Source organism: Nocardia sp. NPDC058244 (assembly GCF_042882065.1).
In the GTDB taxonomy this organism is placed as follows: domain Bacteria; phylum Actinomycetota; class Actinomycetes; order Mycobacteriales; family Mycobacteriaceae; genus Nocardia.
This window is the reverse complement of record NZ_JBHVWX010000003.1, coordinates 506,229-532,942: the sequence shown is the minus strand read 5'-3', so window position 1 is coordinate 532,942 and position 26,714 is coordinate 506,229. Positions and strand designations below refer to the sequence as shown.

General features: G+C 69.7%; 33 protein-coding genes. 20 read left to right on the top strand and 13 right to left on the bottom strand.

Annotated elements, in window-relative coordinates; translation table 11 throughout:
* Nucleotides 1-211 precede the first annotated feature (211 nt).
* Nucleotides 212-904: a GntR family transcriptional regulator gene (locus ACFVW6_RS12210; RefSeq protein WP_378832100.1), complete on the top strand. Its 693-nt coding sequence runs from the start codon at nucleotides 212-214 to the stop codon at nucleotides 902-904.
* 107 nt (nucleotides 905-1,011) lie between these two features.
* Nucleotides 1,012-1,380, top strand: coding sequence for a hypothetical protein (locus tag ACFVW6_RS12205; protein WP_355282419.1), 369 nt, complete (start codon nucleotides 1,012-1,014; stop codon nucleotides 1,378-1,380).
* A 70-nt stretch (nucleotides 1,381-1,450) separates the two neighbouring features.
* On the opposite strand, the gene ACFVW6_RS12200 is transcribed toward ACFVW6_RS12205, so the two are convergent.
* Complete coding sequence (locus ACFVW6_RS12200) at nucleotides 1,451-2,587, bottom strand: lactonase family protein (RefSeq protein WP_378831791.1); 1,137 nt, start codon at nucleotides 2,585-2,587, stop codon at nucleotides 1,451-1,453.
* Between the two features lie 237 nt (nucleotides 2,588-2,824).
* Between ACFVW6_RS12200 and ACFVW6_RS12195 the strand changes: the two genes are divergently transcribed.
* The 11 genes from ACFVW6_RS12195 (at nucleotide 2,825) to ACFVW6_RS12145 (ending at nucleotide 13,227) form a co-directional block, all read left to right on the top strand.
* Complete coding sequence (locus tag ACFVW6_RS12195; RefSeq protein WP_378831789.1) at nucleotides 2,825-3,952, top strand: lactonase family protein; 1,128 nt, start codon at nucleotides 2,825-2,827, stop codon at nucleotides 3,950-3,952.
* A 65-nt stretch (nucleotides 3,953-4,017) separates the two neighbouring features.
* On the top strand, nucleotides 4,018-6,330 hold the full coding sequence (locus tag ACFVW6_RS12190; protein WP_378831787.1) for a nitrate- and nitrite sensing domain-containing protein: 2,313 nt from the start codon (nucleotides 4,018-4,020) through the stop codon (nucleotides 6,328-6,330).
* A 31-nt stretch (nucleotides 6,331-6,361) separates the two neighbouring features.
* Nucleotides 6,362-6,784, top strand: a complete 423-nt coding sequence (locus ACFVW6_RS12185; protein ID WP_378831785.1) for a roadblock/LC7 domain-containing protein — start codon at nucleotides 6,362-6,364, stop codon at nucleotides 6,782-6,784.
* Nucleotides 6,781-7,164, top strand: coding sequence for a DUF742 domain-containing protein (locus ACFVW6_RS12180; protein WP_355282433.1), 384 nt, complete (start codon nucleotides 6,781-6,783; stop codon nucleotides 7,162-7,164). The genes ACFVW6_RS12185 and ACFVW6_RS12180 overlap by 4 nt, the downstream gene beginning before the upstream one ends.
* On the top strand, nucleotides 7,145-7,753 hold the full coding sequence (locus tag ACFVW6_RS12175) for an ATP/GTP-binding protein (RefSeq protein WP_378831781.1): 609 nt from the start codon (nucleotides 7,145-7,147) through the stop codon (nucleotides 7,751-7,753). The genes ACFVW6_RS12180 and ACFVW6_RS12175 overlap by 20 nt, the downstream gene beginning before the upstream one ends.
* Before the next feature lie 98 nt (nucleotides 7,754-7,851).
* Nucleotides 7,852-8,274, top strand: a complete 423-nt coding sequence (locus ACFVW6_RS12170) for an ester cyclase (protein ID WP_378831778.1) — start codon at nucleotides 7,852-7,854, stop codon at nucleotides 8,272-8,274.
* A gap of 133 nt (nucleotides 8,275-8,407) precedes the next feature.
* Nucleotides 8,408-9,553: a lactonase family protein gene (locus tag ACFVW6_RS12165; protein WP_378831776.1), complete on the top strand. Its 1,146-nt coding sequence runs from the start codon at nucleotides 8,408-8,410 to the stop codon at nucleotides 9,551-9,553.
* A gap of 117 nt (nucleotides 9,554-9,670) precedes the next feature.
* Nucleotides 9,671-10,099 carry a MarR family winged helix-turn-helix transcriptional regulator gene (locus ACFVW6_RS12160; protein WP_378831774.1) on the top strand — a complete coding sequence of 143 codons (429 nt, stop codon included), beginning with the start codon at nucleotides 9,671-9,673 and terminating at the stop codon, nucleotides 10,097-10,099.
* Nucleotides 10,096-11,481, top strand: a complete 1,386-nt coding sequence (locus ACFVW6_RS12155; protein WP_378831772.1) for an MFS transporter — start codon at nucleotides 10,096-10,098, stop codon at nucleotides 11,479-11,481. Before ACFVW6_RS12160 ends, ACFVW6_RS12155 begins: the two co-directional genes overlap by 4 nt.
* Nucleotides 11,482-11,714: 233 nt before the next feature.
* Nucleotides 11,715-12,575: a DNA/RNA non-specific endonuclease gene (locus tag ACFVW6_RS12150; protein ID WP_378831770.1), complete on the top strand. Its 861-nt coding sequence runs from the start codon at nucleotides 11,715-11,717 to the stop codon at nucleotides 12,573-12,575.
* Between the two features lie 22 nt (nucleotides 12,576-12,597).
* On the top strand, nucleotides 12,598-13,227 hold the full coding sequence (locus ACFVW6_RS12145; RefSeq protein WP_378831767.1) for a LysE family translocator: 630 nt from the start codon (nucleotides 12,598-12,600) through the stop codon (nucleotides 13,225-13,227).
* Between the two features lie 6 nt (nucleotides 13,228-13,233).
* On the opposite strand, the gene ACFVW6_RS12140 is transcribed toward ACFVW6_RS12145, so the two are convergent.
* The 4 genes from ACFVW6_RS12140 to ACFVW6_RS12125 form a co-directional block, all read right to left on the bottom strand.
* Nucleotides 13,234-13,383: a hypothetical protein gene (locus ACFVW6_RS12140; protein ID WP_355282452.1), complete on the bottom strand. Its 150-nt coding sequence runs from the start codon at nucleotides 13,381-13,383 to the stop codon at nucleotides 13,234-13,236.
* A complete protein-coding gene (locus ACFVW6_RS12135) occupies nucleotides 13,380-13,652 on the bottom strand; it encodes a hypothetical protein (RefSeq protein ID WP_378831764.1) in 273 nt (90 codons plus the stop codon). Before ACFVW6_RS12135 ends, ACFVW6_RS12140 begins: the two co-directional genes overlap by 4 nt.
* A gap of 182 nt (nucleotides 13,653-13,834) precedes the next feature.
* Entirely contained in the window at nucleotides 13,835-14,062 is a 228-nt protein-coding gene (locus ACFVW6_RS12130; protein ID WP_378831762.1) for a hypothetical protein, read from the bottom strand.
* 158 nt (nucleotides 14,063-14,220) lie between these two features.
* On the bottom strand, nucleotides 14,221-14,688 hold the full coding sequence (locus tag ACFVW6_RS12125; protein ID WP_378831760.1) for a hypothetical protein: 468 nt from the start codon (nucleotides 14,686-14,688) through the stop codon (nucleotides 14,221-14,223).
* A 145-nt stretch (nucleotides 14,689-14,833) separates the two neighbouring features.
* On the opposite strand from ACFVW6_RS12125, the gene ACFVW6_RS12120 reads away from it, so the two are divergent.
* Entirely contained in the window at nucleotides 14,834-15,001 is a 168-nt protein-coding gene (locus ACFVW6_RS12120) for a DUF4236 domain-containing protein (RefSeq protein ID WP_218721039.1), read from the top strand.
* A 19-nt stretch (nucleotides 15,002-15,020) separates the two neighbouring features.
* On the opposite strand, the gene ACFVW6_RS12115 is transcribed toward ACFVW6_RS12120, so the two are convergent.
* A complete protein-coding gene (locus ACFVW6_RS12115) occupies nucleotides 15,021-15,473 on the bottom strand; it encodes a MarR family transcriptional regulator (RefSeq protein ID WP_355282463.1) in 453 nt (150 codons plus the stop codon).
* Between the two features lie 93 nt (nucleotides 15,474-15,566).
* A complete protein-coding gene (locus ACFVW6_RS12110; protein WP_378831756.1) occupies nucleotides 15,567-16,115 on the bottom strand; it encodes a dihydrofolate reductase family protein in 549 nt (182 codons plus the stop codon).
* A gap of 459 nt (nucleotides 16,116-16,574) precedes the next feature.
* Between ACFVW6_RS12110 and ACFVW6_RS12105 the strand changes: the two genes are divergently transcribed.
* Entirely contained in the window at nucleotides 16,575-17,198 is a 624-nt protein-coding gene (locus ACFVW6_RS12105; RefSeq protein ID WP_378831754.1) for a hypothetical protein, read from the top strand.
* Nucleotides 17,199-17,237: 39 nt separating this feature from the next.
* Nucleotides 17,238-18,608, top strand: coding sequence for an FAD-dependent oxidoreductase (locus tag ACFVW6_RS12100; RefSeq protein WP_378831751.1), 1,371 nt, complete (start codon nucleotides 17,238-17,240; stop codon nucleotides 18,606-18,608).
* Nucleotides 18,609-18,615: 7 nt separating this feature from the next.
* Here ACFVW6_RS12100 and ACFVW6_RS12095 read toward each other — a convergent pair whose 3' ends face one another.
* From ACFVW6_RS12095 to ACFVW6_RS12085, 3 genes are read right to left on the bottom strand one after another with little or no spacing between them, the layout of a single operon-like run.
* On the bottom strand, nucleotides 18,616-18,894 hold the full coding sequence (locus ACFVW6_RS12095; protein WP_365014103.1) for a hypothetical protein: 279 nt from the start codon (nucleotides 18,892-18,894) through the stop codon (nucleotides 18,616-18,618).
* 60 nt (nucleotides 18,895-18,954) lie between these two features.
* Nucleotides 18,955-19,560 carry a class I SAM-dependent methyltransferase gene (locus tag ACFVW6_RS12090; protein ID WP_355282478.1) on the bottom strand — a complete coding sequence of 202 codons (606 nt, stop codon included), beginning with the start codon at nucleotides 19,558-19,560 and terminating at the stop codon, nucleotides 18,955-18,957.
* A gap of 49 nt (nucleotides 19,561-19,609) precedes the next feature.
* Entirely contained in the window at nucleotides 19,610-19,891 is a 282-nt protein-coding gene (locus ACFVW6_RS12085) for a hypothetical protein (RefSeq protein WP_355282481.1), read from the bottom strand.
* 243 nt (nucleotides 19,892-20,134) lie between these two features.
* Between ACFVW6_RS12085 and ACFVW6_RS12080 the strand changes: the two genes are divergently transcribed.
* Both ACFVW6_RS12080 and ACFVW6_RS12075 read left to right on the top strand, forming a co-directional pair.
* Nucleotides 20,135-21,031: a D-alanyl-D-alanine carboxypeptidase gene (locus ACFVW6_RS12080; protein WP_355282483.1), complete on the top strand. Its 897-nt coding sequence runs from the start codon at nucleotides 20,135-20,137 to the stop codon at nucleotides 21,029-21,031.
* A gap of 44 nt (nucleotides 21,032-21,075) precedes the next feature.
* Complete coding sequence (locus tag ACFVW6_RS12075; protein WP_378831747.1) at nucleotides 21,076-21,642, top strand: hypothetical protein; 567 nt, start codon at nucleotides 21,076-21,078, stop codon at nucleotides 21,640-21,642.
* A gap of 13 nt (nucleotides 21,643-21,655) precedes the next feature.
* On the opposite strand, the gene ACFVW6_RS12070 is transcribed toward ACFVW6_RS12075, so the two are convergent.
* Nucleotides 21,656-22,420 (bottom strand): GTP pyrophosphokinase family protein, encoded by a 765-nt coding sequence (locus tag ACFVW6_RS12070; protein WP_355282489.1) that lies wholly within the window; start codon nucleotides 22,418-22,420, stop codon nucleotides 21,656-21,658.
* 63 nt (nucleotides 22,421-22,483) lie between these two features.
* On the opposite strand from ACFVW6_RS12070, the gene ACFVW6_RS12065 reads away from it, so the two are divergent.
* Together ACFVW6_RS12065 and ACFVW6_RS12060 are read left to right on the top strand one after the other, a co-directional pair.
* Nucleotides 22,484-23,065 (top strand): hypothetical protein, encoded by a 582-nt coding sequence (locus ACFVW6_RS12065; protein WP_378831744.1) that lies wholly within the window; start codon nucleotides 22,484-22,486, stop codon nucleotides 23,063-23,065.
* A 15-nt stretch (nucleotides 23,066-23,080) separates the two neighbouring features.
* A complete protein-coding gene (locus ACFVW6_RS12060) occupies nucleotides 23,081-24,196 on the top strand; it encodes a metallophosphoesterase (RefSeq protein ID WP_378831741.1) in 1,116 nt (371 codons plus the stop codon).
* A 7-nt stretch (nucleotides 24,197-24,203) separates the two neighbouring features.
* Here the strand turns inward: ACFVW6_RS12060 and ACFVW6_RS12055 are convergent, their stop codons facing one another.
* Entirely contained in the window at nucleotides 24,204-25,589 is a 1,386-nt protein-coding gene (locus ACFVW6_RS12055; protein WP_378831739.1) for a DUF1214 domain-containing protein, read from the bottom strand.
* Nucleotides 25,590-25,707: 118 nt separating this feature from the next.
* On the bottom strand, nucleotides 25,708-26,709 hold the full coding sequence (locus ACFVW6_RS12050) for a helix-turn-helix transcriptional regulator (protein WP_378831737.1): 1,002 nt from the start codon (nucleotides 26,707-26,709) through the stop codon (nucleotides 25,708-25,710).
* Between the last annotated feature and the right edge of the window lie 5 nt (nucleotides 26,710-26,714).

The window sequence follows — 26,714 nt, the reverse complement described above, 5'->3', positions numbered from 1 at the left end:
AAATATTTTTTTTTTTGTTATCGTACCCACTATCCGACCCTGGGTCCTGCTCCCCCCCTCCCGGGGGGCCTGGGGCCGGGGCGTCGATCACCGTCCGGTGATCGACGCCGTTTCCATGGGTCGGCGCTGCGCTTTCGCGCGTTCTAGACGCATAATGCATAACGTGCCGAACGACAACGATCGCCGCCTGTCCGATTCGACGACTCGGGATCTGCCCCGCCGCGCGAACTCGCAGCGTCAGCAGCTCTCCGAAGACGTCGCCAGCTACGTTCGGGAGCTGATCATCTCGGGCCGTGTGCGCTCGGGCGAGTTCCTGCGTGCCGAGCCGATCGCCGAGGCCGTCGGCGTCAGCAACACACCGGTGCGCGAGGGTCTGCTGCTGCTCAGCGGCGAAGGCTTCGTCGAGCTCGTGCCCCGGCGCGGTTTCATGGTCTCGGCCTTCAGCAGGCAGGACGTGCGCGATCTGTTCTGGGCGCAGGCCACCCTGGCCGGTGAGCTGGCCGCGCGCGCCGCGAAGTCCATCTCGCCGCGCCAGCTCGCGCACCTGGCCGACATCATCGCCGAGCACGAGCAGGCGGTCGCCGACGGCGCCGATCTGGATCGCATCGTGGCGCTCGGGCACGAGTTCCATCGCACCGTCAACCTCGCCGCCGACTCGCGCAGGCTGGCGCTGCTGCTGCGCTCGATCGTCAAGCAGCTGCCGAACCGGTTCTACGGCAATATCGAAGGCCACGCCAACGAGTCGCTGGACTTCCATCCGGCCATTCTCGAGGCGCTGCAGAAGGGGCGCGCCAAGGCCGCGAGCAGCCTGATGCGCGACCACATCATGTCCGGCGCCGACGAGCTCATCGCGATGCTGGAGAAGCAGGGCATGTGGTCGGAGCCGGAGAAGTCCACCGCCTGAGCGGAGGTGTCCAGAAATCTGGACACTCGTCCTGGCGGTTCGCGCGCAGCATGGGTGACGCAGCACACCCACTGCAGCGAACCGGACAGGAAAGGCACCGTTCAACGATGAGCACCCCCGATCAGGCCACCAAGGATCTCGCCGAGAACTGGATCAAGGCCCTCGTCGACATTGATCTGTTCACCGAGATCAGCACCGAGGACTGCCTCGTGTGGCACAGCGCCGACGACAAGTGGGTCACCGTCGCCGACGCGGTCGCGGCCGTGTACGAGCGATCCGGCGACGGACCCGTGCCTGCCTTCGCCTCCGTCGGCATCACCTACACCGAGAACGGCTTCTTCCACGAGTGCACCACCGAGGTCACGATCGGTGGACAGGAGATGAAGCTGCACCTGCTGCAGATCGTCGAGGTCCGCGACGGCAAGGCCGCGCGGGTCCGCGAGTACATCGGCCCGGAGATGGGCGTGCAGCCCTGATCCTGGGTGCTCGGCCGTAGGGGCCGGTGTCGGTGATCGTGCGGTCACCGACACCGGCCCCTGTCGGTTGTCAGCGGGTCAGGACCACCACCGGTCCGTCGGACATGATCACGCCGGTGTCGGCGGCGGGTCGCCCGGACGGGACGAGGCTGCCGTCGGGGCGGATCGTGTAGGTGTGCACCCGGGTCGTCACCTGTGCGGTGAGGACGTCGACGAGGTAGAGGGTCGTGCCGTCGGGGTGCAGCGCCACCTGGCCGGGCAGGGTGCCGCCGGGACCGGCGTACGGTGAGCCCGGCAATTCGGTGAGGCGGCCGTCGTCGTGCACGTCGAAGCCGGCGATCGAGGTCCCCATCGCGTTGGGGACGTAGAGCCGCGTGCCGTCGGCGGTCGGCACGGCGCCGTGCGGGACGCCGTGGGTCGGGTAGGGGGAGCCGGGCGTCGGTGTCAATCGGCCGTCCTCGCCGACGGCGAAGCCGGACAGGTCGAAGCCGAATTCGTTGCTCACGTACAGGTATCGCCCGTCGGGGGTGAATCCGGGCGCGACCGGACCGAGCTCCACCGCGGTGGCGCCCAGCGGCGTCAGGGCGCCGTCGGGTGCGATCGCGTAGGTGGACAGCGTGTTTCCGAGATAGGTGACGACCCGCAGGAAACGGCCGCTGGGATCGACGCGGGCCATGCCGACGGCGCTGAAGCCGTCCACCGGCACAGCGGGCGCGCCGGTCGCGGTGAGCGCGCCCGAGGACGCCACCGCGAACGACTCGACATGGCCGGGCGCGCCGCCGACGACCACGAACAGCCGGGTGCCGTCCGGGGTGAGGGCCGCCGAGGTCGGCGGGCCGCCGACGGTGATGTCGGCGCCGGGAATCGGGCGCAGTGCGCCGTCGTCGTCCAGGCGATAGCCGCTGACGCCGGCATCACCCGCGTGCGGGACGTAGACGGTCCGTCCGTCCGGTGCGACGACCAGCGACAGGACGCCGAAGCCGGTGGGAAACGGGCTGCCGGGCACGGTCGACAGCGTGCCGTCGTCGGCGACGCGCAGGACGCTGATCCCCATCGACGCGGTGCCCGCGGTGATCAGGAAGCGGGACGGCGCGGCGGCGGTGGCCGGCGCCGGCCGGCTCACCGTGGTGCACAGCACGGTGAGGAAAGCCAGTGCGGCACAACGGAAGAACCGGCGGCGAGAGTGGAGGGTGGGTGGCGAAGCCATCGAACGATCTCCTCGATGAGATGTGAAAGGGTGATCTACCTGCCCGGCAGATCGGAACCAGATCGAACGATCACATTTTGTATTTGGGGCAGCAACCACCGTTGTGCGAAATAACAACAGGTGACGGCGTTCGGCACCGGATCTCAAATCCTTCGCCGCAATAGAAAAGCAAACTATATTGTGCATAGTTCAGGTGGGCGACGTGGCCTGCCGGAACACACGGAGGTTTCGTTTCCGATGCTCAGGACCGTTTTCGGACAGCCGGGGCGCGTCGCGGTCGGTATGGCCGCCGCACTGGCACTCTCGCTGTCTCCGTCGCTCGCCCACGCGGACGACGCACCGCGCTATCTGCTCGTCACCGGCACCGGTTCCTCGAACATCAGCGTGCTGCGGGTCGACGACGACGGCACGCTCACCCGGGTTCCCGGCGCTCCGTTCGCGAGCGACACCGGGTCGCTGACCCTCGAGCTCACCCCCGACGGCCGTCGCGCCTACGTGGGTCACGTGGTGTCCGGCTCGATCATCGGCTACGACCTCGGCGCCGACGGCGCACTGCACGAGATCGCGGGCAGCCGAAGGGATTTCGGTGCCCCGGTGATCGGCGTGACGATCACCCCGGACGGGTCACGGCTGTTCGCGACGATCGGCACCGTCACCACGGAGGTGCGTTCGTTCGACATCACCGCCGCGGGCGTGCTGGTGCCGACCGGCGCGCCCGCCACCCCGGTGCCCGGCGTGAGCGGGCTGAGCCTGCCGCAGGTCACCCCGGACGGGCGCAACCTCATCGTGAGCACCTTCGTCGGCGCGTCGGTGACCAGCTACGCGATCGGTGCCGACGCCTCGCTGACCCAGGTCGGTGCCATCATGGCCACCGGGGAACGGCCCGCGCTGCCCGCCGTCACCCCGAACGGCCGCTACCTCTACCTCAGCAACGAGGGCAGCGGAACCCTGTCGGGCTACGTGATCGCCCCCGACGGCGGTCTCTCGAACGCGCCCGGATCGCCGTACCCGACCGGCGCGACACCGCACGGTTCGGCGATCACCGCCGACGGCACCCGCATGTATGTGCCCGCGTCGACCGGTGGCCAGGTCGACGGGTTCCGCATCGGGGCCGACGGCGCGCTCACCGCGCTGCCCGGCTCGCCCTACAAGACCCCCGACGGTGCGCTGCCCGGCCGTCTCGTCCTGAGCGCGGACGAGAACGAACTGTTCGTCATCGACACGCTCACGCTGCAGGGTCCGGCCCGGGTGCACACCTACACCGTCGCCGCCGACGGCAGTGTCGCCCCGTCGGGTCTGCCCGCGGCGGACACCGGCGTGCTCTTCCACGACGGCCCGTCGGCCCATCTGACCCCCGCACGATGACGCCACGCGGCGGGCCGCCCGGCCCGCCGCGACCGCGTCGCCCGCACCCTCCGAGGAGAACCGCTGTGCCATCGGCCGTCGTCGAGCCGAGCGCCGAGACCACCCGCGCCCGCCGCCGCCCGTTCCGTGATCGCTTCGGCACGAGTGTGCGTACCCGCATCATGGCGATCGCGCTGGTGCCCAGTGCCGTGCTGTTCGGCACCGGCGCCGTCGCCGTGGCACTGGTCGGGTTACAGGCGCAGTCGGTGAAGGAATGGGCGGACTATCGCGGATCGGTCATCGACCCGTTGCTGCGCTTCGTGACCGCGATCCAGGCCGAACGGCTGGCCAGCGTGACCGCCCAGGCACCCTCGCCCGCCGCCGCGGCGGAGCTGCGGGCCAGCCGCGACGACACCGATCGCGCGATCCAGGAGACCGTTCGCATCGCCTCGTCGGCGCAGAACATCGACCAGAACACCGGCGCCGAATCCATCAGGGCGCTGGGCGATCTCATCGGCCGGATGCAGGTGATCCGGGAATCGGTCGACAGCAGGCGGGCCACGACGGGCGATGTCGACCAGTATTTCACCGATGTCATCGCCGCCATGCTGGCCTCCGGCCAGGATTCCGCGCGGTACAAGTCCTCGGACACCACCACCATGGACGCCGAGCTCACCTCGATCGAGCTGCTGCGCGCGGCCGAGGGCCATTCCCGCGTGGTGGGTCTCGTCGCCGCCGGCGCCGCGCACGGCATGCCGACGCTGCGGGAGCGCCGCACGCTCGCTCAGCACATCGGCGTCTACCGCAAGCAGTTCGATCTCGTCGACACGCGGCTCTCGGCCGAGGTCAGGGCGAGTGTGCGCGCGCTGACCGCCGGGTCCGACTGGCGCTTCGGCACGGCGGGTGAGGACGAGATGTCCGAGCGCGGCGACCTGACGATGCCGGCCGAGGAGTGGCTGGCCGCCGAACGCGCGGTCGACACCCGATTGATCGCGGTGATCCGCGACCAGTTCCGGGTGACGGTGGACGCGACCAGCGGCGCCGCCGACCGCATGCTGAATCGGCTGATGGTGATCTCGGGCGTCATGCTCGTGGTCACCTTCGCGGCCGTGTCGATCTCGTTGGTGCTGGCCAATCGACTGGTGCGCCGGCTGAAGGCGTTGCGCTCGGCCAGCCTGGGCCTCGCCAATGATCGGCTGCCCGAGCTGATTCGGCGTATCCATCACGGCGATCAGGTCGACGCGGAGTCCGAGACCGCGGTGGTCGATGGTGGTCGGGACGAGATCGGTCAGGTGGCCGCGGCGTTCGCGGTCGCGCAGCGCACGGCGATCGAGACGGCGGTGGTGGAGGCGAGTACCCGCAACGGGTTCAACAAGGTGTTCCTCGATATCGCGTTTCGCAGTCAGGCGTTGGTGCGCAGGCAGTTGGATGTGCTCGATGTCGCCGAGGCCAGGCAGGACGATCCCGAGGATCTGGAGCTGTTGTTCCAGCTCGATCATCTGGCGACGCGGGCCCGCCGCAATTCGGAGAATCTGCTGATTCTCGGTGGTCGCGCGCCGGGGCGGCGGTGGCGCAATCCGGTGGCGCTCGAGGAGGTCGTGCGGAGCGCGGTGTCGGAGACCGAGGGGTATGCGCGGGTCAGCGCGGTCCGGTTGCCCGCCGTGAGTGTGCTCGGCAGCGCGGTGGCCGACCTCATCCACCTGCTCGCCGAACTGATCGACAACGCGGCGGCGTTCTCGCCGCCGGAGGCGCCGGTCTCGGTGCACGGCAATGCCGTCGGCAGGGGAGTGGTCGTCGAGGTCGACGATCAGGGTCTGGGGATCGTGTTCGAGGAGCGTGAGCGGCTCAACGCGCTGCTGGCCGAGCCGCCCCAGTTCCATGAGATGGCGTTGGCGGGGCATCGGCATCTGGGGTTGTTCGTGGTGAGCAGGTTGGCGGTTCGGCACGGTGTCACGGTGACGTTGCAGGAGTCGCCCTACGGCGGGGTGAAGGCGATCGTGCTGGTGCCGTGGGCGGTGCTCGAGGCCGGCGACGACAACCCCACCACCGCGGTGGAACCGGTGACCACCCGGGACCTCGGGCCACGCTTCCCCGAAGCCGCCGCCCTGCCCAGGCCCGCCCCCGCGCTGCCCACCGGGCGCAACGGGTTCGCGGCCGCCATGACACCCCACGGCTCGGACGACGCGCCCGCCGACCGCAGACCCGCCCTCCCGCGCCGCGATCGGCTGACCCACCTCTCGCCGCAGCTGAGTGTCGAGTTCGAGGAAACCGGCACGCGCACAGCGGTTCCCGAGCCACCGGGGCGCACCAGGGGGCCCGAGAAGATCCGCGCGGCGATGAGTTCGCTGCAGCACGGCACGCGACAGGGTCGCGGCCGCCCACCCCATACGCACCCGTAGAACGAACGGTCGGAACATGAACGAGGACATGATGGTTCGCCAGCCCCCCGCGGGAACCCTGGACTGGCTGCTCACCACCCTGGTGAAGAACACGTCCGGCGCCGAGTCCGCGGTGGTGCTCTCCGCCGACGGCCTGGCGCTGGCCGGTTCGGTCGGGATCGAGCGCGAGGACATCGAACACCTGGCGGCGATGGCGTCGGCGCTGCACAGCCTGGCCCGCGGCGTCGGCACCCGCTTCGGCAAGGGCGCGCTGCACCAGACGGTGATCGAGCTCGAGCTCGGTTATCTGCTGGTGACCGAGGCCGGTCAGGGCGCCTGCCTGGCGTTGCTGGCCGACGCGGACGCCGATCTGGGGTTGGTCGCCTACGAGATGAACGTGATCGTCGGACAGGTGCGCGACCATCTCTCGGCGTCACCGCGGAGTTCGACGACGCGAGCGTCGCATCTGTCGTGAGCGGGGGACCGGAGGACGCGTGGGGCTACGAGGACGACGATCCGGGACCCCTGGTCCGGCCGTTCGCGCTCACCCGTGGCCGGGCGGGCAAGGAACTCCAGGATCTCGACATCCTGACCCTGGTGATCTCGGTCGGCTACGACGCCGACGTCGCCCAGCTCGACCGCGAGTACGCCGAGATCTTCCGCCTGTGCAGGCACCGTCCGCTCTCCATCGTCGAAATCGCCGCGCACCTGGGGTTGTTGCTGGTCACCGTCAAGGTGCTGGTCAGCGATCTGATCTCGGCGGGCTATGTGATCTTCCGTTCCCCTCCACGGGCCGATACCGGCCCCGACCCCGAACTTCTGCAGGCGGTACTCGATGGCATACGCAATCTCTGACGGCTACAGCTCCCCGGCGATGTCGGCCGAGCTGGCCGTGAAGGTCCTGGTGGCCGGTGGATTCGGCGTGGGCAAGACGACGATGGTCGGCGCGATCAGCGAGATCACCCCGCTGCGCACCGAGGAACAGCTCACCGAGCTCAGCTCCTCGGTCGACGACCTGCGCGGCATCGAGAACAAGCGAACCACCACGGTCGCCCTGGATTTCGGCCGGATCACCATCAATCCGCGGGTGATCCTGTATCTGTTCGGCACGCCGGGACAGGATCGGTTCTGGTTCCTGTGGCCGGAATTGTCGCGTGGCGCGCTGGGCGCGGTGGTGCTGGTCGACACCCGCAGGCTGGCCGACAGTTTCGCGGCGGTGGACTATTTCGAGTCCCGGCGGATTCCGTTCGTGGTCGCGGTGAACTGCTTCGACGGCGCGGATCGCTACGAGCCCACCGAGATCCGTGCCGCGCTGGGGATACCGACGCATGTGCCGATCCTGCTGTGCGACGCGCGTGACCGGGCGTCGTGCAAGGAAGTCCTGGTGTGTCTGTTCGAATACATCACGGCGAACACCACCGCCGTTCGTGATCGGTCAAGCTGAATATATAAAGCGCGCAATAACTCTGAGCGCTTAGCTGTGCACAATATATTATTGGCTCGACCCGGAGATCCGGGCAGTCATTCAGCGAAAGGTGAACCATGAGCGACCTGCTCGACCTCGTCCGCACGCATTACGCCGGCCTGGAGACCGGTGATCTCGACCTCGCCGCGAGCCCGTTCACCGACGACGTGGCGGCCGAGTTCCCGTCCGGTCCGCTCGCCGGTATCGAGGCGCTGCGCGGTCTCATCGGCGCCTTCATCACCGCCTTCCCCGGCATGCGGATCGAGCGCCGCAACACCTGGGTCGACGGGGACACCGCGATCGCCGAGATCGTCTTCACCGGCGTCCAGACCGGTCCGCTGGCGACCCCGGACGGCGAAGTACCGCCGTCCGGGCGGACCGTGACCTTCCCGCTCATCGACACCTTCACCCTGCGGGACGGCAAGGTCGCCGAGCATCGGGTCTACTGGGACAACGTCAGCTTCCTGACGCAGCTGGGTCTGCTGCCCGGCCAGGAGTAGCCCCGGCCATCGGTACCGCGAAACCCCTTCGGCTCCGCCGCGGGGGTTTTCGTCGTCTGCGCTGGTCAGCGGCTCGACAGTGTGCAGATTCCTGGACAGTTCGGTGGGCTGTCCGAGACATAGCCTCCCAGGTATGACCTCTGATTCAACGTCGACAGGTGGTTCGGGGAGGCGGCGGGCAGCCTGGGCACTGGCCCTGGCGGCGACCGTTCTGTCCGGCGTCACCGCGGTCGGCCCCGCGTCGGCCGACAGCTCCGGATACCACATCTACGCGCACGGCTTCCTCAGCGACGGCATCGCCGGCTACACCGCCGCCGACACCGGGCAGCCCACTCCGATCGGGGCGAAGGTCCCGTCCGGAATCCTCAACTGGCCCCAGGCGGCCACTCCGGACGGCCGGTTCCTGCTGGTGGCGCCCGGGTCGAATCCGCAGCTGATCCCGTACGAAATCGGCGCCGACGGCGAACTGTCCGCGGGCACGCCGCTGACGATGCCCGATGTCCCCGTCGACATCACCTTCTCGCCCGACGGCCGCTTCGCCTACGTCGTCGTGGGGCTGCACAGTGCCCAGGTCGTGGCGGTCCGGATCGGTGCCGACGGCACCCTCACCCGGCACGGTGCGGGGACGCCGTTCGGGGAGTTGGTCGACGGTATCTCCTCGGCCACCGTCTCGCCCGACGGTCGCCAGCTCTACGCCGCGAGCCTGCTGCCGCGGCAGCTGCTGGTGTTCGACATCGCTGCCGACGGCACCGTGTCGCCGGCGAAGCAGCGGGTCGACACGGGGCTCAATCCGATCTTCCCCCGGGTCACCCCGGACGGCCGTCATGTCTACGTCGTCAACGAGATCAGTGGCTCGGTCTCGGGTTTCACCCGGGCCGAGGACGGGTCGCTGGCCGAGATCGCGGGCTCGCCGTTCCGCACGGGTCTGCTGCCGCACGTCACCAGCATGACGCCCGACGGTCGGTTCCTGTATGTGCCGAACATGGGGTCCGGGCACATCAGCTCGTTCCGGGTCGAGCCGAACGGCGTCCTGACCCCGCTGCCCGACGTCGATTTCGCGCCGGGGCAGCCGGGGGTGTTCGCCGAGTCCTCGGCGATGTCGCCCAGCGGCGAGGTGCTGTGGGCACTGGGGACCGACCCGCTGCGCGGTGGCGAGGAGATCCTGCGCCGCTTCACCGTTGGCGCCGACGGCGTTCTCGACCTCGACGAATCGACCGCGATCTACACCGGCACCTACCTCGCCGACGGGCGCACGATGACCCTGCTCCCGCGCCGCTGACACCCTCGCCAAGCACCCTCCGGCGCCGGTCGGAGGGTGCTTCTGTGTTCCCGGTCTATAAGGAGCATCACCGCAGTTATTCAAGTAAATTGATCAATTCGGTTGTATGGTTCGGCTATGGCCAACGACCGATCGACCGCCCGCGAGCTCGGTGAAGTGCTCCAGCCCATCGCTCGTCGGCTCCTGGCCGGGCGATCGATCTCGGTCGGCAAGCTAGGCGTGATGAGCTATCTGGCCAAGCACGGCCGGGCCACCGCCACCACCCTGGCGGCCGAGCAGACCGTCAGCCCGCAGGCCATCGCCACCGCGGTGCGCGAACTCGAAGCCCTCGGCCTCGTCGTGCGCACGCCCGACGGCGAGGACCGCCGCAAGATCTGGATCGCACTCACCGACGGCGGCCGGGAACGGCTCGTCGACGAGCGCGCGGCCGGGCTGGACTGGCTCGACCGCGCCCTCGCCGACCGGCTGACCGCCGCCGAGCGAGCGCGCCTCGACGCCGCCCTCCCCGCCCTGCGGAAACTGGTGGACGCCGGGCCGCCCGCATGAGGGCCGGGCCGCGCAGGCTGGCCCCCACGCTCGTCTACACCGCGCTGACCTCGGCCATCGTCAGTTCCCTCGGCATGCTGCTGGTCCCGGCGATCTCGCACGACATGCACGTCGACGTCAGTGCCGCGCAGTGGATGCTCACAGTGAACCTGCTGGTCGGCGCCGTGACCACGCCGATCATGGGCAGGCTCAGCGACGGCCCGCACAAGAAGCGGCTGCTGCTGTGGTCGCTGGTCATCATTCTCGCCGGCTCGCTCGTCGCCGCGCTGGCGCCGAACTTCACGGTCTTCCTCGTCGGCCGCGCCCTGCAGGGCCTGAGCTACGGCATCGTCCCGGTGACGATCGCGCTGGCCCGCCGCTATCTGCCGCCCGACCAGGTGCGCAACGGCATCTCGACCCTGTCGGTGACCGTCACCAGCGGGCTCGGTCTCGGCTATCCGCTCACCGGAATCCTCGCCGACCTGTTCGGCTACCGCTTCGCCTTCTGGGCCGCGGCCCTGTTCCTGCTGTCGACGGTGCTCGTCGTCTGGCTGGTGGTGCCGGACGGGCCCGACGAGCGCGCGCCGCGCACGCCGTTCGACCTGCGCGGAGCGGTGCTGATCGGGGTCGGCCTGGCGAGCCTGCTGCTCGTCGCGGGCGACGGCGCGCGCTGGGGCTGGGGCTCGCCCGCGACGATCGGCCTGTTCCTGGTGTCGGTGGCGATCCTGGTGGTGTGGGGCCTGGTCGAACTGCGGACCCCGCATGCCCTGGTCGACCTGCGGGTGCTGCGCACCGGCGACGTGCTCGTCGCCAACGGCACCGCGATCGGGCTCGGCGCCGCCATGTACGCGTGCCTGTCGATCGCCAGCCTGATCGCCCAGGCGCCGACCTCGACCGGGTACGGGGTGGCGCTGCCGCTGTTCTGGGCCGGCTTCGTCATGCTGCCGCTGTCGATCGGCAGCTTCGCGGCCAATCGGGTGGTGCGCGTCGTCTCGGCCCGTATTCCCATGCGGGCCCTACTGATTCCCGGCTCCGCGCTGGTCACCGCGTCCAGCCTGCTGCTGTGGATCGCCCACGACGAACTGTGGGAGATCCTGGTCGGCATGTTCGGCTTCGGCATGGGCATCGGCACCACCTACGCCGCCATGCCCGCGCTGATCGCCCGCAGCGTCGCCGACCGCGAACTCGGCAGCGCGGTGAGCTTCAACCAGGTCCTGCGCACCGTCGGCGGCTCCTTCGGCAGCGCCATGTCCGGCGCGGTCCTGGCCGCCCACCTGGCCCCCTCCGGCTACCCGACCGCCACCGGTATCGGCATCGGCCTTGCGGTGGGCGCCGTCGGCTGCACCGCGGTCCTGGCCGTGCTGTCGGCCACCCATGTGCTGACGCGACAGAAACAACCGTGACCGCGCGGAACCTTCACAGCGGCCACTGCACGTGCTTGACCTCGAAGAACTCGCGGAGTCCTTCCTCGCCGCCCTCGCGGCCGATTCCGCTATCTCTTCGGGACATAGAAACCCCTGGGTGATGGCGGGATTCACCGGTGATATGGGTAGTCGACTACGCGTGAGGCCGGTGGGCGGGGCGACGACGATGGCGTGCACATCCATCGCCCAGCCAGGTTTCGGGAGTGATCGTTATGACTGCCACCCACACGCCGTCGACAGCCGTGAACTCGGCGAACGAAGCCGTGCCCCGGACCGGCTACGAGCCGGGGTTTCTGGCCACCAGGATCGAGGTGCCCGAGCTCGACGCCGGGATCGGCGGTGACGCGGTGCGCCTCGACGGGTCGGTGGTCATCCGGTACACCCACTTCTCGCTGGCGCTCAGTGCCGCGCGGCGCTTCGCCTTCTGGGTGGCGTGGAATATCGACGGCGCGTCGATGAAGCGCATCGACCGGACCGGCATCGAGTTCGTCAAGGACCCGCGGCTGCCGGCCCAGGCGCAGGTGGGAAACGAACTCTACCTGCGTAATCGGCTCGATCGCGGGCATCTCGCGCGACGGGCGGATCTGCTGTGGGGGAGCATGTCCGAAGCCGAGAAGGCCAATATCGACTCGTTCTTCTACACCAACATCACCCCGCAGATGGACGACTTCAATCAGAGCAGCCGCAACGGTGTGTGGGGACAGCTCGAGGACGCCGTGTTCGCCGATGTCGACATCGACGACCTCCGGGTGAGTGTCTTCGGCGGCCCGGTGTTCGCCGCCGACGACCGCGTCCATCGGGGCGTCGCGTTGCCCCGGGAGTACTGGAAGGTGATCTGCTTCGTCGAGGGTGGTCGGCTGAAGTGCCGGGCCTTCCTGCTCTCGCAGCGGCTCGACCAGCTCGAGGCACTCGAGCTCGACGAGTTCCGCGTCTTCCAGGTGTCGGTGACCGAGCTGGAGCAGCGGACCCGCCTGCGCTTCCCGGACGCCGTGCGTGCCGCCGACACCGTGCCGGTCACGGAGTCGGCCGCGCCGCGCGCGCCGCTGACCGCCACCGCCGACATCACCTGGTGACGGTCGCTTCTACGATGGAGCGATGATTGCCGCGGTCCTGTCGTTCACTCTCGCCGCGGTCGTCCTGGTACTGCTGCCCGGCCCGGACACGCTGGTCGTGGTGCGCAGTCTCGTCCGGGGCGGCCGCCGGGCCGGGATCCGCACGGCCGCGGGGGTGCTGTGTGGGCTGACGGTCTGGGTCGTCGCCGCGGTGCTCGGACTCTCGGCGCTGTTGCGCGCCAGCGAAGTCGGGTACGAGGCGCTCAAGATCGTCGGCGCCTGCTATCTGGTGTGGATCGGGGTGCAGTCGCTGAAGGCGCTGCGGCGGCCCGTCGGCGCGGGCGTGCTCGATCCGGCGGCGTCGACGGCGCCGCTGGACCGGGTGGGCAATTTCGGCGCGGGCTTACTGACCGACATCCTGAATCCGAAGATCGGCGTCCTGTTCGTCAGCTTCCTGCCCGGGTTCGTCCCCGACGGCTACTCGCCGGTGTGGACGACCCTGGGGTTGGGGGCGGTGTACATCGTGCTGACCGCCCTGTACTGCGCCGCGCTCGTGGTCGCCGCGGGGTCGATCTCGACCTGGATGCAGACCGAGCGCATCCGCCGCCGCATCGACGCGCTCACCGGCCTGGTGCTGGTCGGGTTCGGTGTGCGCCTGGCGACCGAATCCTGACCGTGCTCAGTGAACCCGTTCGTCCGGCGTCGGTTCCGGCTCCGGGGGATGACGTTGCAGTTCCAGCCAGTAGCTGATCACCACCACGGCGTAGCCGGACACCAGTGAGCCCACAGCCAGTGCACAGAGCCCGCCGATCACGGCCAGCGCTGTCACCACGTCCCTCCCGACCGGTCGCGGCGGTCTCCGCGCAGCCGGTCCGATCGAGCGCGCTTGGCCGCATCCGCCAGATCGGCGATGTCGAACGCCAGCGAGCGGCCCTCCTGCACCAGCTCACGGCCCGAATCGGTGGCTGTGCGCCGGATTTCGCGTTGATGCGCGGCCACCGCGGCCCCCACCTCCCTGGCGAATTCGCCGAACGCCGCCAGATCCCGCGCGGCCAGCTCGACCCATTCGCCTACTACCGTTGATACCAGCAACCTCATCGTCGCCACCCCGCCGGAATATTGAGTGAACAGTTGTGCACTGACATCACTACGCTATCCGGTAACGGAGGTACCGGCAAGTTCTACCAGGCGCCGGAGCGACGACGCAGTCCCGGTGCCCGGCACCGGGACCGCGTGTCGGCGGCGGGAGCAAGGACCGCCTCTACGCCTACTTCCCCGGATCAGGGCAGGGGAACCCAGGTGCCGAAGAACCAGAAGCCGTGCTGGGGCACCTGGTCGCGGTGTTCGGGGCGGTGTTCCTGCTGGGGGCGGTGTTCCTGCTGGGCCTCCGGTCGCGGCTGGTCGTGGCCACCCGGATCGGCACTCGCGACGCCCGCCGCCGCACCCGCCACCCCGACGGCGAGGGTGCCGGCGACCGCGGTCTTGGCCAGTGTCGACTTGATGCTCATGCGGATTCCTCCTGTCGTTCGACCCGGGGGAGTGGGTCGGCGGTCAGCGGTGTGCTGAACCGATAGGGAGAACCCTCGTCCTCGAAACTGGGGACGCGGTGGGGTGTGGGTGTGCGTGAGCTGTGAATTCGACGCGCGGCGGACTCCCGGTGCGGCGCTCAGGGCATCTCGACGATCTCGGCCCTGGCGATCTCGGTGATGGCGCGCAGCACGGACTCCCGGGCGGGCACCCGTGCGGTGGTGGCGAGGTGGTCGATCAGCAGGATCGCCGCGGGCCGGGGGTCGGTCGGCGGGCGGTCCTCGCCCTCGTCGATGCCCAGCGCGCCGGTCAGCGCGCCGACGACAGCGGCCGGGTCCAGGCGCGGCAGCCAGACCACCGACCGCCGTACCACCGCCTCGAGGACCGCGCGGACATCGTCGCCGGTGAGACCGTCCGGATGGGCGATCTCGAGCAGTTCCCGCACCACCGCCGCGAGCACCGCGCTCACCTGATCGGCGGGCAGTTCGGCGAGATCGCCGGTCGCGGCGCCGAATCCGGGCTCGTCGGCGGCCTGCGCGGCGAGCAGGGCGGCCTCGATCGCGGTCGCGATCGCGCGGGCCGGTGTGGGCCACTCGGTCGGCCACATGGCGCTGTCCTCCTCGCGGGTCGATCCGCCGCGCACGTCCGTGCGCGGGCAGGTGCCAGCGTAGCGAGCGCCGGTGGCGGGCTCGCGAGGTCCGTACGAGCCACCGGGATCGGTTATCCTGGAACCGATCTCAGGAAGGCTGCACATGCCCATCAGATTCCGTCAGCGCAAGTCGTTCGGCCCGCTGAAATTCAACTTCACCGAATCCGGCCTCTCCTCGTGGAGCATCAAGATCGGCCCGTGGACCTGGAACTCGCGCACCAGGAAGAACAGCGTCGACCTGCCCGGTCCGCTGAGCTGGCGCCAGCGCTGACCCACGCCCAGCGGTAGCGTCAGCCGGCGAGGGTGGTCGGCTGGTTGACGATCGCCGTCATGATCGCGACCGCATGGGTGAGCACGGTGAGGTCCTCGTCGGAGAGCTTGGACAGCTGCTCGGTCAGCCACTCCTCGCGGGCCTGGGCCTCGTCGGAGAGCAGGGCCAGGCCGGATTGTGAAGCGGCGATGATGATCTGACGGCCGTCGGTCGGATGCGGGGACCGCTCCACCAGGTTCATATCGGTGAGCGAGGCGATGACGCGGGTCATCGACGGCGGCTGCACGCATTCCCGGCCCGCCAGCGTGCCCGGTGTCATCGCGCCCTCCCTGGCCAGCGTGGACAGTGCCGAGAGCTGCGTCAGGGAGATGTGCGGATCGGCGCGCCTGCCGCGCAGACGCCGCGCGAGCCGGACGGTGGACAGGGAAAGGTCACCGGCGAGAGCGCGGGTGTCCGGCAGAGGCGTGGTCATACCCATGAACTTTACGAACAAAACCTCCTCGGCGGCTACCGATCGGGGGGACCGGGGGCGAGACCCCCGGCACACCGCCGCCGACAGGCGAGCTCAGCTCGCGGCCGGGCCGTAGTCGAGGTGGACGACGCCGTTGTCGTAGACGTCGGTCGAGAGCAGCGCGAGGGGGGTCTGTTCGCCGTCGACGAAGAACCGCTCGCCGGTGCCGAGCGCGATGGGGTACACGAACAGGTGCAGGTGGTCGACCAGGCCGTCGCGCAGCAGCGCGCGGACCAGCGTGCCGCTGCCGCTGATGTAGATGGTGCCCTCGGTCTCGTCCTTGAGCTTGCGGATCACGTCGGCGTCGTAGCCGCCCAGACGCACGCTGTTGGCCCACTCCTCCTTGGGCTCCTGCGATCCGACGATGTACTTGGTGGTCTCGTTGAAGAACGGGGCACCCGGGTCGTCCTCGACCGTGCGGGTCGACCACGCGGGGGCGAACATCTCGAAGGTGTTGCGGCCGAGCAGGATCGCGGTGGCGTCGCCGGTGATCGCGCCGAGGGTTTCGCCCATCTTCGGATCGAATCCGTAGGCGACGGTGAACGACGGGTCGTCGTACATGCCGTCGAGCGCGATGAACTCGTGTACTGCGATGCTGCCCATGATGGTGTCCCTTCGGTGGTTGTCGTCAGCGGTGCTTCGCTGTCGAAAACTACCTTGCCGGAAACGCCTTACGGTTTGTTTACGGTGGCGCGCTGGCGATCGGACACGGTGCGCGGCAGCGCCGGAAGACCCCGGACAGAACAGTCCCCGGTAGCCTCGATCGTCACCACGAACCTCAGTCGTCGCTGACTGTTCTGGTACCCGATCGGCTTGCCGGGGGCCTGGGCCGGAGCCTGGGAATCAGTCACCACTGTCGACAGACGTCTCCGTCGGCTGCGCGGCTATTTTCCGGTGTTCCGGTATGTATCCAGTCTTCTCCGGATTCCGCCGCTGTCAATACCTGCGCCTACCCCAATATGGCGGAAAAAGGGCATTGTGCGGAGGGTGGGCGTGGAGGACAGTGGGTATGTCCGGTGGTGCCCACCGGGGCGCCGCCTTTACCCAGGTAGGAGGTGGCTCGTGTACGCACGTTCAAGCACAATCGCGGCTCAGCCGTCGTCGATCGACGGCGGGATCGCATACCTCCGCAACGACATCATGCGGAATCTGCCCGAAGTCGAGGGCTGGGTCGGTCTGTCGCTGATGGTGGACAGGGCGACAGGACGCTGTATCGCGACGACCGCGTGGGAATCCGAGGAGATGATGCAGGCCAGCAGGCCGCGCGTCCAGATGTGGCGAGACGGCCTGGCCCAGGCGCTGAACGGGCCGGTGGACAAGGTCGAGGAATGGGAAGTGGCGGTCATGCACCGCGATCACCTGGCCGGCGCGAACGCGTGCACCCGGTGCACGTGGGTGCAGGTCGATCCGTCGGCGATCGACGGCGCGATCGAGACGTTCAAGGCACAACTGCTGCCGGAATTCGAGAAGCTCGACGGCTTCCGCAGCGCCAGCCTGTTCGTGGACCGGGCCACCGGCCGTGGCGTCGGCTCGACCGTCTGGGCGAGTCGCGAGGAGCTCGACAGCAGCCGTGAGCACGCGGACCGGATCAGGGCGATGGCGACCCGGGTCACGGGCGCGCGCATCGTCGACGTGGCGGAGTTCCGGCTGGGATTCGCGCACCTGCGGGTGCCCGAGATGGTGTGAATCCCGATCACCGCACGGCGCGCCCGTACCGTGGACGCCATGGGCGAACGTGTGGTGGTCATCGGTGGCGACGCGACGGGAATGGCCGCCGCGTCGCAGGCCCGCAGACTGCGTGGTGTCGACGAGCTCGAGATCGTGGTGTTCGAGAAGGGGTATCACGCTTCGTATTCGGCGTGCGGCATCCCCTACTGGGTGAGCGGGGACGTCGGCGAGGTCGACGACCTGATCGCCCGCACGCCCGCCGAACACCGCGATCGCGGGATCGACCTGCGCCTGCGGACCGAGGCGATCGAAATCGATCCGGCCGGTCGCCGGGTGCGCGCGCGTGATCTCGGCACCGGCGCGGAATCCTGGACCGACTACGACGACCTCGTGCTGGCGACCGGCGCGACACCCGTGCGGCCGCCGCTGCCCGGAATCGATGCCGACGGTGTGTTCGGCGTGCAGACCCTCGACGACGGGCAGGCCCTCATCGACGGGCTGGCGGCGGCGCCGGGGCGTGAAGCGGTGGTCGTCGGCGCCGGGTACATCGGCGTCGAGATGGCCGAGGCGCTGGTGGTGCGCGGATTCCGGGTCACCATGGTCACCCGGGGTGCCGAGCCGATGTCCTCGCTCGATCCCGATATGGGCGCGCTGGTGCGGAAAGCCATGGAGGGGATGGGCATCCGGGTCGTGCCCGACGCCGAGGTCACCGGGCTGCCGACCGGCGCGGACGGCCGGGTCCGCGCGGTGGCGACCGCCGACGCCGAGTATCCGGCCGACGTGGTGGTCCTCGGGATCGGCGTGCGCCCGGCCACCGAGCTCGCGCGCCGCGCCGGGCTGCCCCTGGGCGAATCCGGCGGTCTGCTCACCGACCTGGCGCAGCGGGTGCGCGGATACGACGAGATCTGGGCGGGCGGGGATTGCGTCGAGGTGCTCGATCTGGTGTCGGGGACGTCGCGCTATGTGCCGCTGGGCACCCACGCCAACAAGCACGGCCAGGTCATCGGATCCGGTGTCGGCGGCGGCTACGCCACTTTTCCCGGTGTCGTCGGTACCGCGATCAGCCGGGTGTGCGATCTGGAGGTGGCGCGCACCGGCCTGCGCGAGAAGGACGCCGAACGCGCGGGGTTGCAGTTCCACGCCGTCACCATCGAATCCACCGGCCGCGCCGGCTATTTCCCCGGCGCCGCCCCGATGACGGTGAAGATGCTCGCCGAACGCCGCACCGGCCGGCTGCTCGGCGTGCAGATCGTCGGCCGCGACGGCGCCGCCAAGCGCATCGACACCGCGGCCGTCGCGCTCACCGCGCGGATGACGGTGGAACAGGTGATCTCGCTCGATCTCGGCTACGCGCCGCCGTTCTCCCCGGTCTGGGACCCCATCCTGGTCGCCGCGCGCGCCGCGGCCCGCGCGGTGGTGCGCGGGTAGGAACACCTCAGCCGGACTGGGTCGCCAGGTAGATGAGCAGGGTCAGTCCCAGGGCGAGGGCGCCGAGCACCCCGCCGACCAGGGTGTCGGCGCGATTGTCGGCCTCGCCGCGTTCGATCCGGTCCCACCCGAAGAACGCTGCCGTCACCGCCGCCACGGCGGTCGGCGCCGCGAGGAATTCACCGGCGAAGGGGATGAACGAGAGCACGAACGCGACGATGCCGAGTACCAGCGCCAGCAGTCCGACACCGTTGCGCGGGGGCGGCGGGACCTCGGGGTCGGGCATGCCACGAGGCTAGCCGGTGTCGCGGCCCTGCGTGGTCCCAGCCGACGCCGGACCGCGCGTTCAGGAGAACACGGCGACCAGGAAGTCCGAGTCGTCGGCGAACGGCCGCAGATCCCAGGTCGAGAGCAGCAGATCGACGGTGAGACCGGCGGATTCGGCATCGGCCAGGAATTCGGTGAACGCGTAGCCCCGGTCGGCGCCGAATCCGACGACCACCCGGCCACCCGGACCGCGATGCCGGGCGAAGGCCGTCAGCACCGCCGACCGGGTGGCCGGCGCGAGGAAGGTCATCACATTGCCCGCGCACACGATCACGTCGAAGTCGCGGGTGGGCAGATCCAGTTCGGCGAGGTCACCGACCAGCCAGGTCGGGCCGGGATGATCCGCGCGCGCCGCCTCGATCAGCACCGGATCGCCGTCGACGCCGACCACGGTGTGCCCGGCCTCGTGCAGGTAGCCACCGATCCGGCCCGCCCCGCAGCCCGCGTCGAGCACCCGTCGCCCGCGCCCGAGCATCGCGTCGATCAGGCGTGCCTCACCGACGATGTCCTCGCCCGCGGCCGCGAGGTTGCGGAAACGCTCCACGTACCAGCTCGAATGCGCCGGGTCGGCGGCGGTGAGCTCGTCCCAGCGGCTCGGGGTGCGCTTGCTCGGCGACGCGCTCATGCTCGGGTCCTCCTCGGGTTCGACCCGCTCGACCCTACGCCGACCGCGATCACTGACTCGGCTGCGGCAGATTGCACGCGGAGATCCGGGGATTGGCACCCAGATAGTTGAATGGTCCGGCGAGGACGGTGACGGCGATCGTGCCCAGCCCGCCGCAGTCGGTCGGCGGGTTCGCGAAGTACTGGCGTTGCGACGCCGCCAGCAACCCGAGCCCGAACCAGACCAGCATCAGCGTCGACAGGAGGAACTTGGCGATCTGGTGCGATGGCCGAGCGTGGATCTCTCGAACCTCGCGAATCTCTCGATTCCGTCGATTCCGGCGACCGCTCATCGTCATCGCGTCCTTCCCGTTTCCGAGTAGCTCGCTGATACTCCCTGTGACCAGGGCCGATCCTGTGGAACCACCGACACGCGCGACGCTCAGTGCTATCAACAGTGCAGCCCGGCGCCCGGACAGTCAACCGTTACGGGGTGTCGCGACCGGTGGATCCGGCGGCCGCGAACAAGCGGTGGTCAAATCCCACGACTCGGCACGGTTGTGGGACAGAATGTCGCCATGCGGACATTTGCCGGGATGTTGCACGCTGTTGTCGCCGGAGTTCTGGTCGTCGCCGCTGGTCACGGGGTCGCGGGCGCCGCGCCGTCGGGCAGCGCCGCGCTCGACCAGCTGCCCTGGACCGTCGGTCCGGAGGGAGTGCAGGCCACCGGGGCCGCGCTGGCCGACGGGCTCACCGGAACCGTGGTGTGGTCGCGCAACGCGCACACCCCGGTCCCGATCGCCAGCATCACCAAGGTGATGACGGCCATCGTCGTGATCGCGGGCAACGATCTCGAACGGCCCGTGACGGTGCCGAACGAGGCGTTCGCCTACTGCGCCAGGCACAACGGGAGCACCGCGGGCCTGGCACCCGGCGAGGTGCTCACCGCCCGCCAGCTCCTGTACGGGCTGATGCTGCCGTCGGGCTGCGACGCCGCCTACGCGGTCGCCGAGTCCTTCGGGCCGGGACAGGACGCGTTCATCGCCAAGATGAACGACACCGCGCGCCTGTTGGGCTTGGCGGGAACACAATTCACCGATCCCAGCGGCCTCCCGAACCCCACCGACGACTCCACGCATTCGACCCCGGTGGACCTCGTCGCGATGGGCGTGCGCGCGATGAGCCTGCCGGTGTTCCGTGAGATCGTCGCCGCGCGCGACTATTTCGTGCCCGCCGGCCCGGGGAACCGCGAGCACCGCTGGGAGACGACCAACCGGCTGCTGCGGGAATACCCCGGCACCATCGGCATCAAGACCGGCAACACCGACGCGGCGGGCCACTGCCTGCTGTTCGAGACGGTCCGGGCGGGCATCCCGGTGATCGGCGTGGTGCTGCACAGCTCGCCGCACAGCAGCGTCGCCGCGAAGGAAGACGCCGAGCGCCTGCTGAACTGGGCCTACGACCCGATCATGCGCGTGCTGCAACCGGCCTGACGACCAGCGCGCCGATGTCGGAGGGTGTTCCTACACTGTCCGGCGTGACGCTTTCTCCCGCCGATCTGCTCGGCTACACCGAACGCGACCTCGACGCCGATCTCGCCCGCTGGTTCCCGGACGCCGAACCCGTCGTCGTCCCCGGCGGAACCCGTTCGGCCGCACCGTTTCTCGACCGGCTCGCGCCCGCCGACGCGGCCGCGCTCGCCGCCTTCGACCGCCGCGTCCGCTCCGGGCGGCTCCCGCAGTTCCTCGACATCTTCGACTGGTCCTACGCCTTCGATTTCGCCGCCAACGACTGCGGCATCCTCGACGCGGACTACACCACCGCGCTCACCGACGACGACGTGTTCTCCGTCGGCGCCGACGGCGGCGGCAATCTCTACGTCGTGCTCACCACCGGCCAGATCGCGGTGTGGTTCCACGAGGAGGAGGTGCTCGAGGGCGGCACCCGCTTCGACAACCTCGACGTGTTCCTCTGGTCGTATGTGCGCTACCGGGCGGTGCGCGCGGGCCGGCTCGCGCGCGCCGACGTCGAGGCCGACTTCACCGCGCTCGGCCAGGACGGCGCGCTCGCGCGGGATCTGGGTCTGCTGGCGATGATGTCCTAGCCATCCGGCGCGCTCAGGCGCGCGGTGCCCCCGCGGTGAAGGCGTTGTAGAGGACGCTGAGGTCGAGGGACTCGATCGGGCTGGTCGGCGGGCGCGGCGTGCGGTCGATCTGCCGGTGCAGGGCCTCCATCTTCTCGTCCAGCTGGGTCGCCACCTCGGCGGCCTGCGCGAGGTCGCTGCGCAGGTTCGGCGGCACCTCGCCCCGGTACTTGTAGTAGATCTTGTGCTCGAGGCTGGCCCAGAAGTCCATCGCGATGGTGCGGATCTGGATCTCGACCGGCACCCGCTGGGTGCGGTCGGAGCGGAACACCGGGATCGAGACGATCAGGTGCAGGCTCTGGTAGCCGTTCGGCTTGCGGTTGGTGATGTAGTCGCGCTCCTCGAGGACGGTGATGTCCTCCTGACCGGCCAGCATGTCCCGGATCGTGCCGATATCGGAGATGAAGCTGCACACCACCCGCACCCCGGCGATATCGAGCACGTTCTCCCTGATCGCGGCCAGGTTCATCGCGTAGTTCTTGCGCTGCACCTTCTCCAGCACGCTCTCCGGCGACTTGAGCCGGGAGCCGACGTGCTCGATCGGGTTGTACTCGTGGGTGTTGTTGAAGTCCTCGCGCAGGATGTTGATCTTGGTGGTGATCTCGTCGATCGCGAACTTGTAGCCGAGCATGAAGTCGACGAACTGTTCGCGCAGATCGCGGATGTCCTCGACGGTGGCGTGCGCTCCGTTCCCGGGCGGGCCGTCGTCGGCGTTGGGGTCGAGCTGCCAGGTTTTCATCGCCCTCCATTGTGCCCGCATCGCCGGGGTGCTCCGGCGGGCGCGGGTAGGGTCGGTGCCACCATGATGCTCACCGATCGCGTCGCGCGCGGGATCGCGTCCGGCGACGTGACCCAGGTGTTCCGTCGCTGGGCCCGGCCCCGGGTACGCGCCGGTGGCACGCTGCGCACCTCGGCGGGCACCGTCGAGATCACCGCGGTGGACCAGGTCGAAGCCGGTGCCATCACCGACGCGGACGCGCGCGCGGCGGGCGAGGCGGACGCCGACGCCGTGCTGGCGGCCTTTCGCGGCGCGGCGCACTATCCCGTCTTCCGGATCGCGGTCCGCTTTCTCGGTCCCGACGACCGGATCGCGCTGAGCGGCCGTACCGATCCGGACGCGCACGAGGTGGCCGAGATCACGGCGGCACTGGCGCGGTTGGACCGGGCCAGCCGACGGGGGCCGTGGACGGCCGCGGTCCTCGACGTCATCGTGGCCCATCCTGGCCGGCGGGCCGGTGACCTCGCGGATCTGCTCGGCCGGGACCGGGAATCGCTGAAGCTCGATGTCCGCAAGCTGAAGAATCTCGGTCTCACCCGCAGCCTGGAGGTCGGCTACGAGATCTCGCCGCGGGGGCAGGCGTATCTCCGCGCGACCGGGCGGTGATGGGAAGATACGCCGATGTTCCAGATATTGCTGGTCGGTGCGCTCCTCGGGCTCGTGCACTGGCTGCTGTACCGGCGATTCGGCGTCGCCACCGGACTCGGGCGCGCCGCGCGCCGGGCGCTCGCGGTCCTGCTGGTGATCCTGTGGATTCCGCCGGTTGTCGCGGTCGGCGCGGGCAACGTCTACTCGCCGGAGCCGGTGCGGCCGATCGTGTGGTGGGGTGAGGTCTGGTTCGCGGTCATCTTCTACCTGCTGATCGGGCTGCTCGTGCTCGGCGTGGTGCTCGCGGTGGCCCGGCTGCTGAAGTTCCAGCACCGTCGTGGGCTGACCCAGGTGGCCTCGGCGGTGCTGGTGGTGGCCTCGCTCGGGACGGTCGCCTACGGCGTCACCGAGGCGAACGACCTGCGGGTGGTCGAGACCGAGCTGTCCTTCGCCGACCTGCCCCGCTCGGTCGACGGGCTGCGGGTGGCGGTCGTCGCCGACATCCACGTCGGCGCGGCCCGTGGCGCCGGCTTCACCCAGCGGGTGGTCGACCTGGTCAATGCCCAGCAGCCCGATGTGATCGTGCTGCCCGGCGACCTGCTCGACGGTTCGGTCGCGTATGTCGGCCCCGATATCGACCCGCTCGCGGGGCTGCGCGCGAAGTACGGGAAGTTCGTTGTCGCGGGCAATCACGAAGGGTACGTGGACCGTCCGGACAACTGGCTCGACTACTACGACACCCTCGGGCTCACCACCCTGCGCAACAGCCACGTCCCGCTGACCGTCGGTGACGGCGCCATCGACATCGCCGGGGTCTACGACTTCGACGCCACCGATCCGGCGCCCGATGTCGACGCCGCCCTGGCCGGACAGCAGCCGGGCCGGTTCACGGTGCTGATCGCCCACCAGCCCCTGCAGGGCACCGGGGCGAGCGAACGCGGCGTCGACCTGCAGCTGTCGGGACACACCCACGGCGGTCAGATGTGGCCGCTGAGGTACCCGGTCGGCTGGATCAACGGCACCGTCGCCGGCGCGAGCCGCATCGGCGACATGCAGATGTACACCACCCGCGGTGTCGGCGCGTGGGGTCCGCCGGTGCGCGTCGGCGCGCCGCCGGACATCACCGTGGTGACGCTGCGGGCCCGCTGACGATCGGTCAGCCGTGGCGCCGGAAATCCGGCAGCTGCCAGGTGCCACCGAATGCCGGGCCGTCGGGGCCGTAGATCCGGAAATAGGTGAACCAGCCGGTGCCGGGGGTGGTTTGGATCCATCGGTCGATCGGGGTGTTCGGCGGCGGCGTCGGCCCGAAGTAGAGGGTCAGCGGCTCGGCGGTGTCGATGTCGGCCAGCTCGTACAGGGAGCGCAGCGCGGGCCGGTTCAGCGGCGAGCGCAGTTCGCTGCGGGTACGCGCGTCGTAGGCGGTGATCGACCAGAACAGGGTCGCCGGAACCGGTTGCGGGACAGTGAGGCTGTAGTAGCCGGCGCCCTCGAGATAGGCCCCGGCGGAGTCGCGCAGCCCGAGCCAGTACAGCGAGCCCGCGCCGGGAGTACGCGCGAACATCGCCGGTGACTCGATCTGGGCCTGGTAGAACCACTTCTCGCGCGCGTACAGATCGGTGTAGCCCGCGGCGTCGAAGGTTCCGTTCTCCGAGCGCAGGACGGCCCACTCCCAGCGGCTGTCCGGCCACACCTGCCGATCCGGCCTGCGATCGGCGAACGATTGCACGCACAGGTGCAAGTGTCCTCGCCGGGCCGCGTCGGTGAGAATGGCCGTCATCCGCCGATCGGGCACGAACGGGAGGTCGCGCGCGATCCCGAGCGTCGCGAGTTCGCCGTACTGGTAGCGATAGTCGGGGTTGGGCGGCTCGGAGTTCAGGATCTCGTGCAGGATTCGCCAGTAGTCGAGCGTCTCCTCCCACCGCACCGGGGTGAAGTCCAGCCCCTTCTGCTCCGAAAGATCCACCCACTCCAGCGGATTCGACTCGGCGTCGGCACCCAGCGGATACACCCGCACCTGCTGGATGAGCGCGATCGCGGGGTCGACCTCGGCGCCGTGCGGCAGCGCGCGGACGAGGACGAGCACCCGGTTCGTCGTCGCGGTGCCGGTGAAATAGCCCTCCGGCACCGGCTCGTCGTAGCCGGGCGGCAGCAGCAGGTGCTTGCCGCCCTCGGCCCCCGCCGGTCCGGGCAGCCCCAGGTCGAGCACCCAGAGCTGGTTGAGGTCGTTCGCCGTGCCCATGAGCGTGCCGGGCGGCACCTCGATGACCATCGGCCCGGCCGACAGATCGATGGTGAGCCCGGCGTAGGGCGTGTCGGAATTGGCGGTGAAGACGTACTGATCGGGGCTGCCGACCAGCAGCACCATCACCCGATTCGGCACCGCTCCCGCCGCGAGATTCTCCCGCCACGTCGCCTCGAGCGAGACGGTGGGGAAGAAGAACCGGTACATCGCCAGCGCCCGCTGGTAATCGAGTTCGTCATAGGCGCGGCGGACAGCGTCCGGGCTGGGAAAACCGCCACGAATGTACTGCGGTGCAGTCATGCCCGACCTCTTCCGTCGACAGCATCGGCCCCTCGCCGCCGACGTTAGGCAGACGTGTACCGCCTCGCTTCACCCGAAACGGATGAACCACGCACCGTGTGCCGGGCTGCTACCGCCGTCACCCGGCATCCTTGTCGTCGGGTTCCGGAACCGGCGTCGGCGCGTATCGGGCGGCGACGGCGATCGCGCGATCCCGCAGGGACGCGCGCAGCGACGACGGAGCCAGCGCTTCCGCGTCGATGCCGAGCTGCCACAGCGCCCATTCGGCGTGCCGGGAATCCTGGAAGGTCACCGCCAGCCGGAGCCACTCGTCGTCGGGTTCCTCGGAGTGGACGGCCAGTGCGGTGCGCACCAGCTCCTCGCGCCGCGCGGGCCGGACCCGGACCAGCACGGCGAGCTGGTCGCCGCCGATGCGGAAGCGGGCGCTGCGTTCCTGCCAGGCCCGGTCCAGATCGACCCGGTCGGGCCGCTGTGCCGGTTCGGGCAACTCCTCGGCCGCCAGCACCCGGGACAGCCGATAGGTGCGGTCCGCCCCGGATCTCGTGGCCAGCAGATAGCCGTGGTCACGCACCATGACGATCCCGATCGGGTCCACCGTCCGCCAGCTCGGTGCCTGGCCGACCGCGGCGTAGTGGATGCGCAGCTTGTGCCCGGCGAACACCGCGCGGCGGATCGCGGCCGCGATGTCGCCGGGGACCTCGTCGTCGACCGCCGGACGCGAGAGCAGATCCGTCGCCGGGTCGATGAGCAGCCGTTCGGCGACGTCGGCCGCGGTGGTGCGGTGGGTGTCGGGCAGCGCGTCGACCACCTTGAGCATGGCCGAGGACAGCGCCGAACCGAGACCGAAAGCCTGTGCGCCACGGCGTGATCCGGCGATCAGCAGGGCCAGCGCCTCGTCGTGGTTCACCCCGGTGAGCTCGGTCCGGAACCCGGGGAGCAGCGCGAAGCCGCCGTGTCTGCCGCGTTCGGCGTAGACCGGCACACCGGCCGCCGAGAGCGCCTCGATGTCGCGCAGGACCGTGCGGGTGGACACCTCCAGCTCGGTGGCGAGCTCGGTCGCGGTCAGCCTGCCGCGCTGGCGCAGCAACAACACCAGCGACACCAACCGGTCTGCGCGCATCCGAG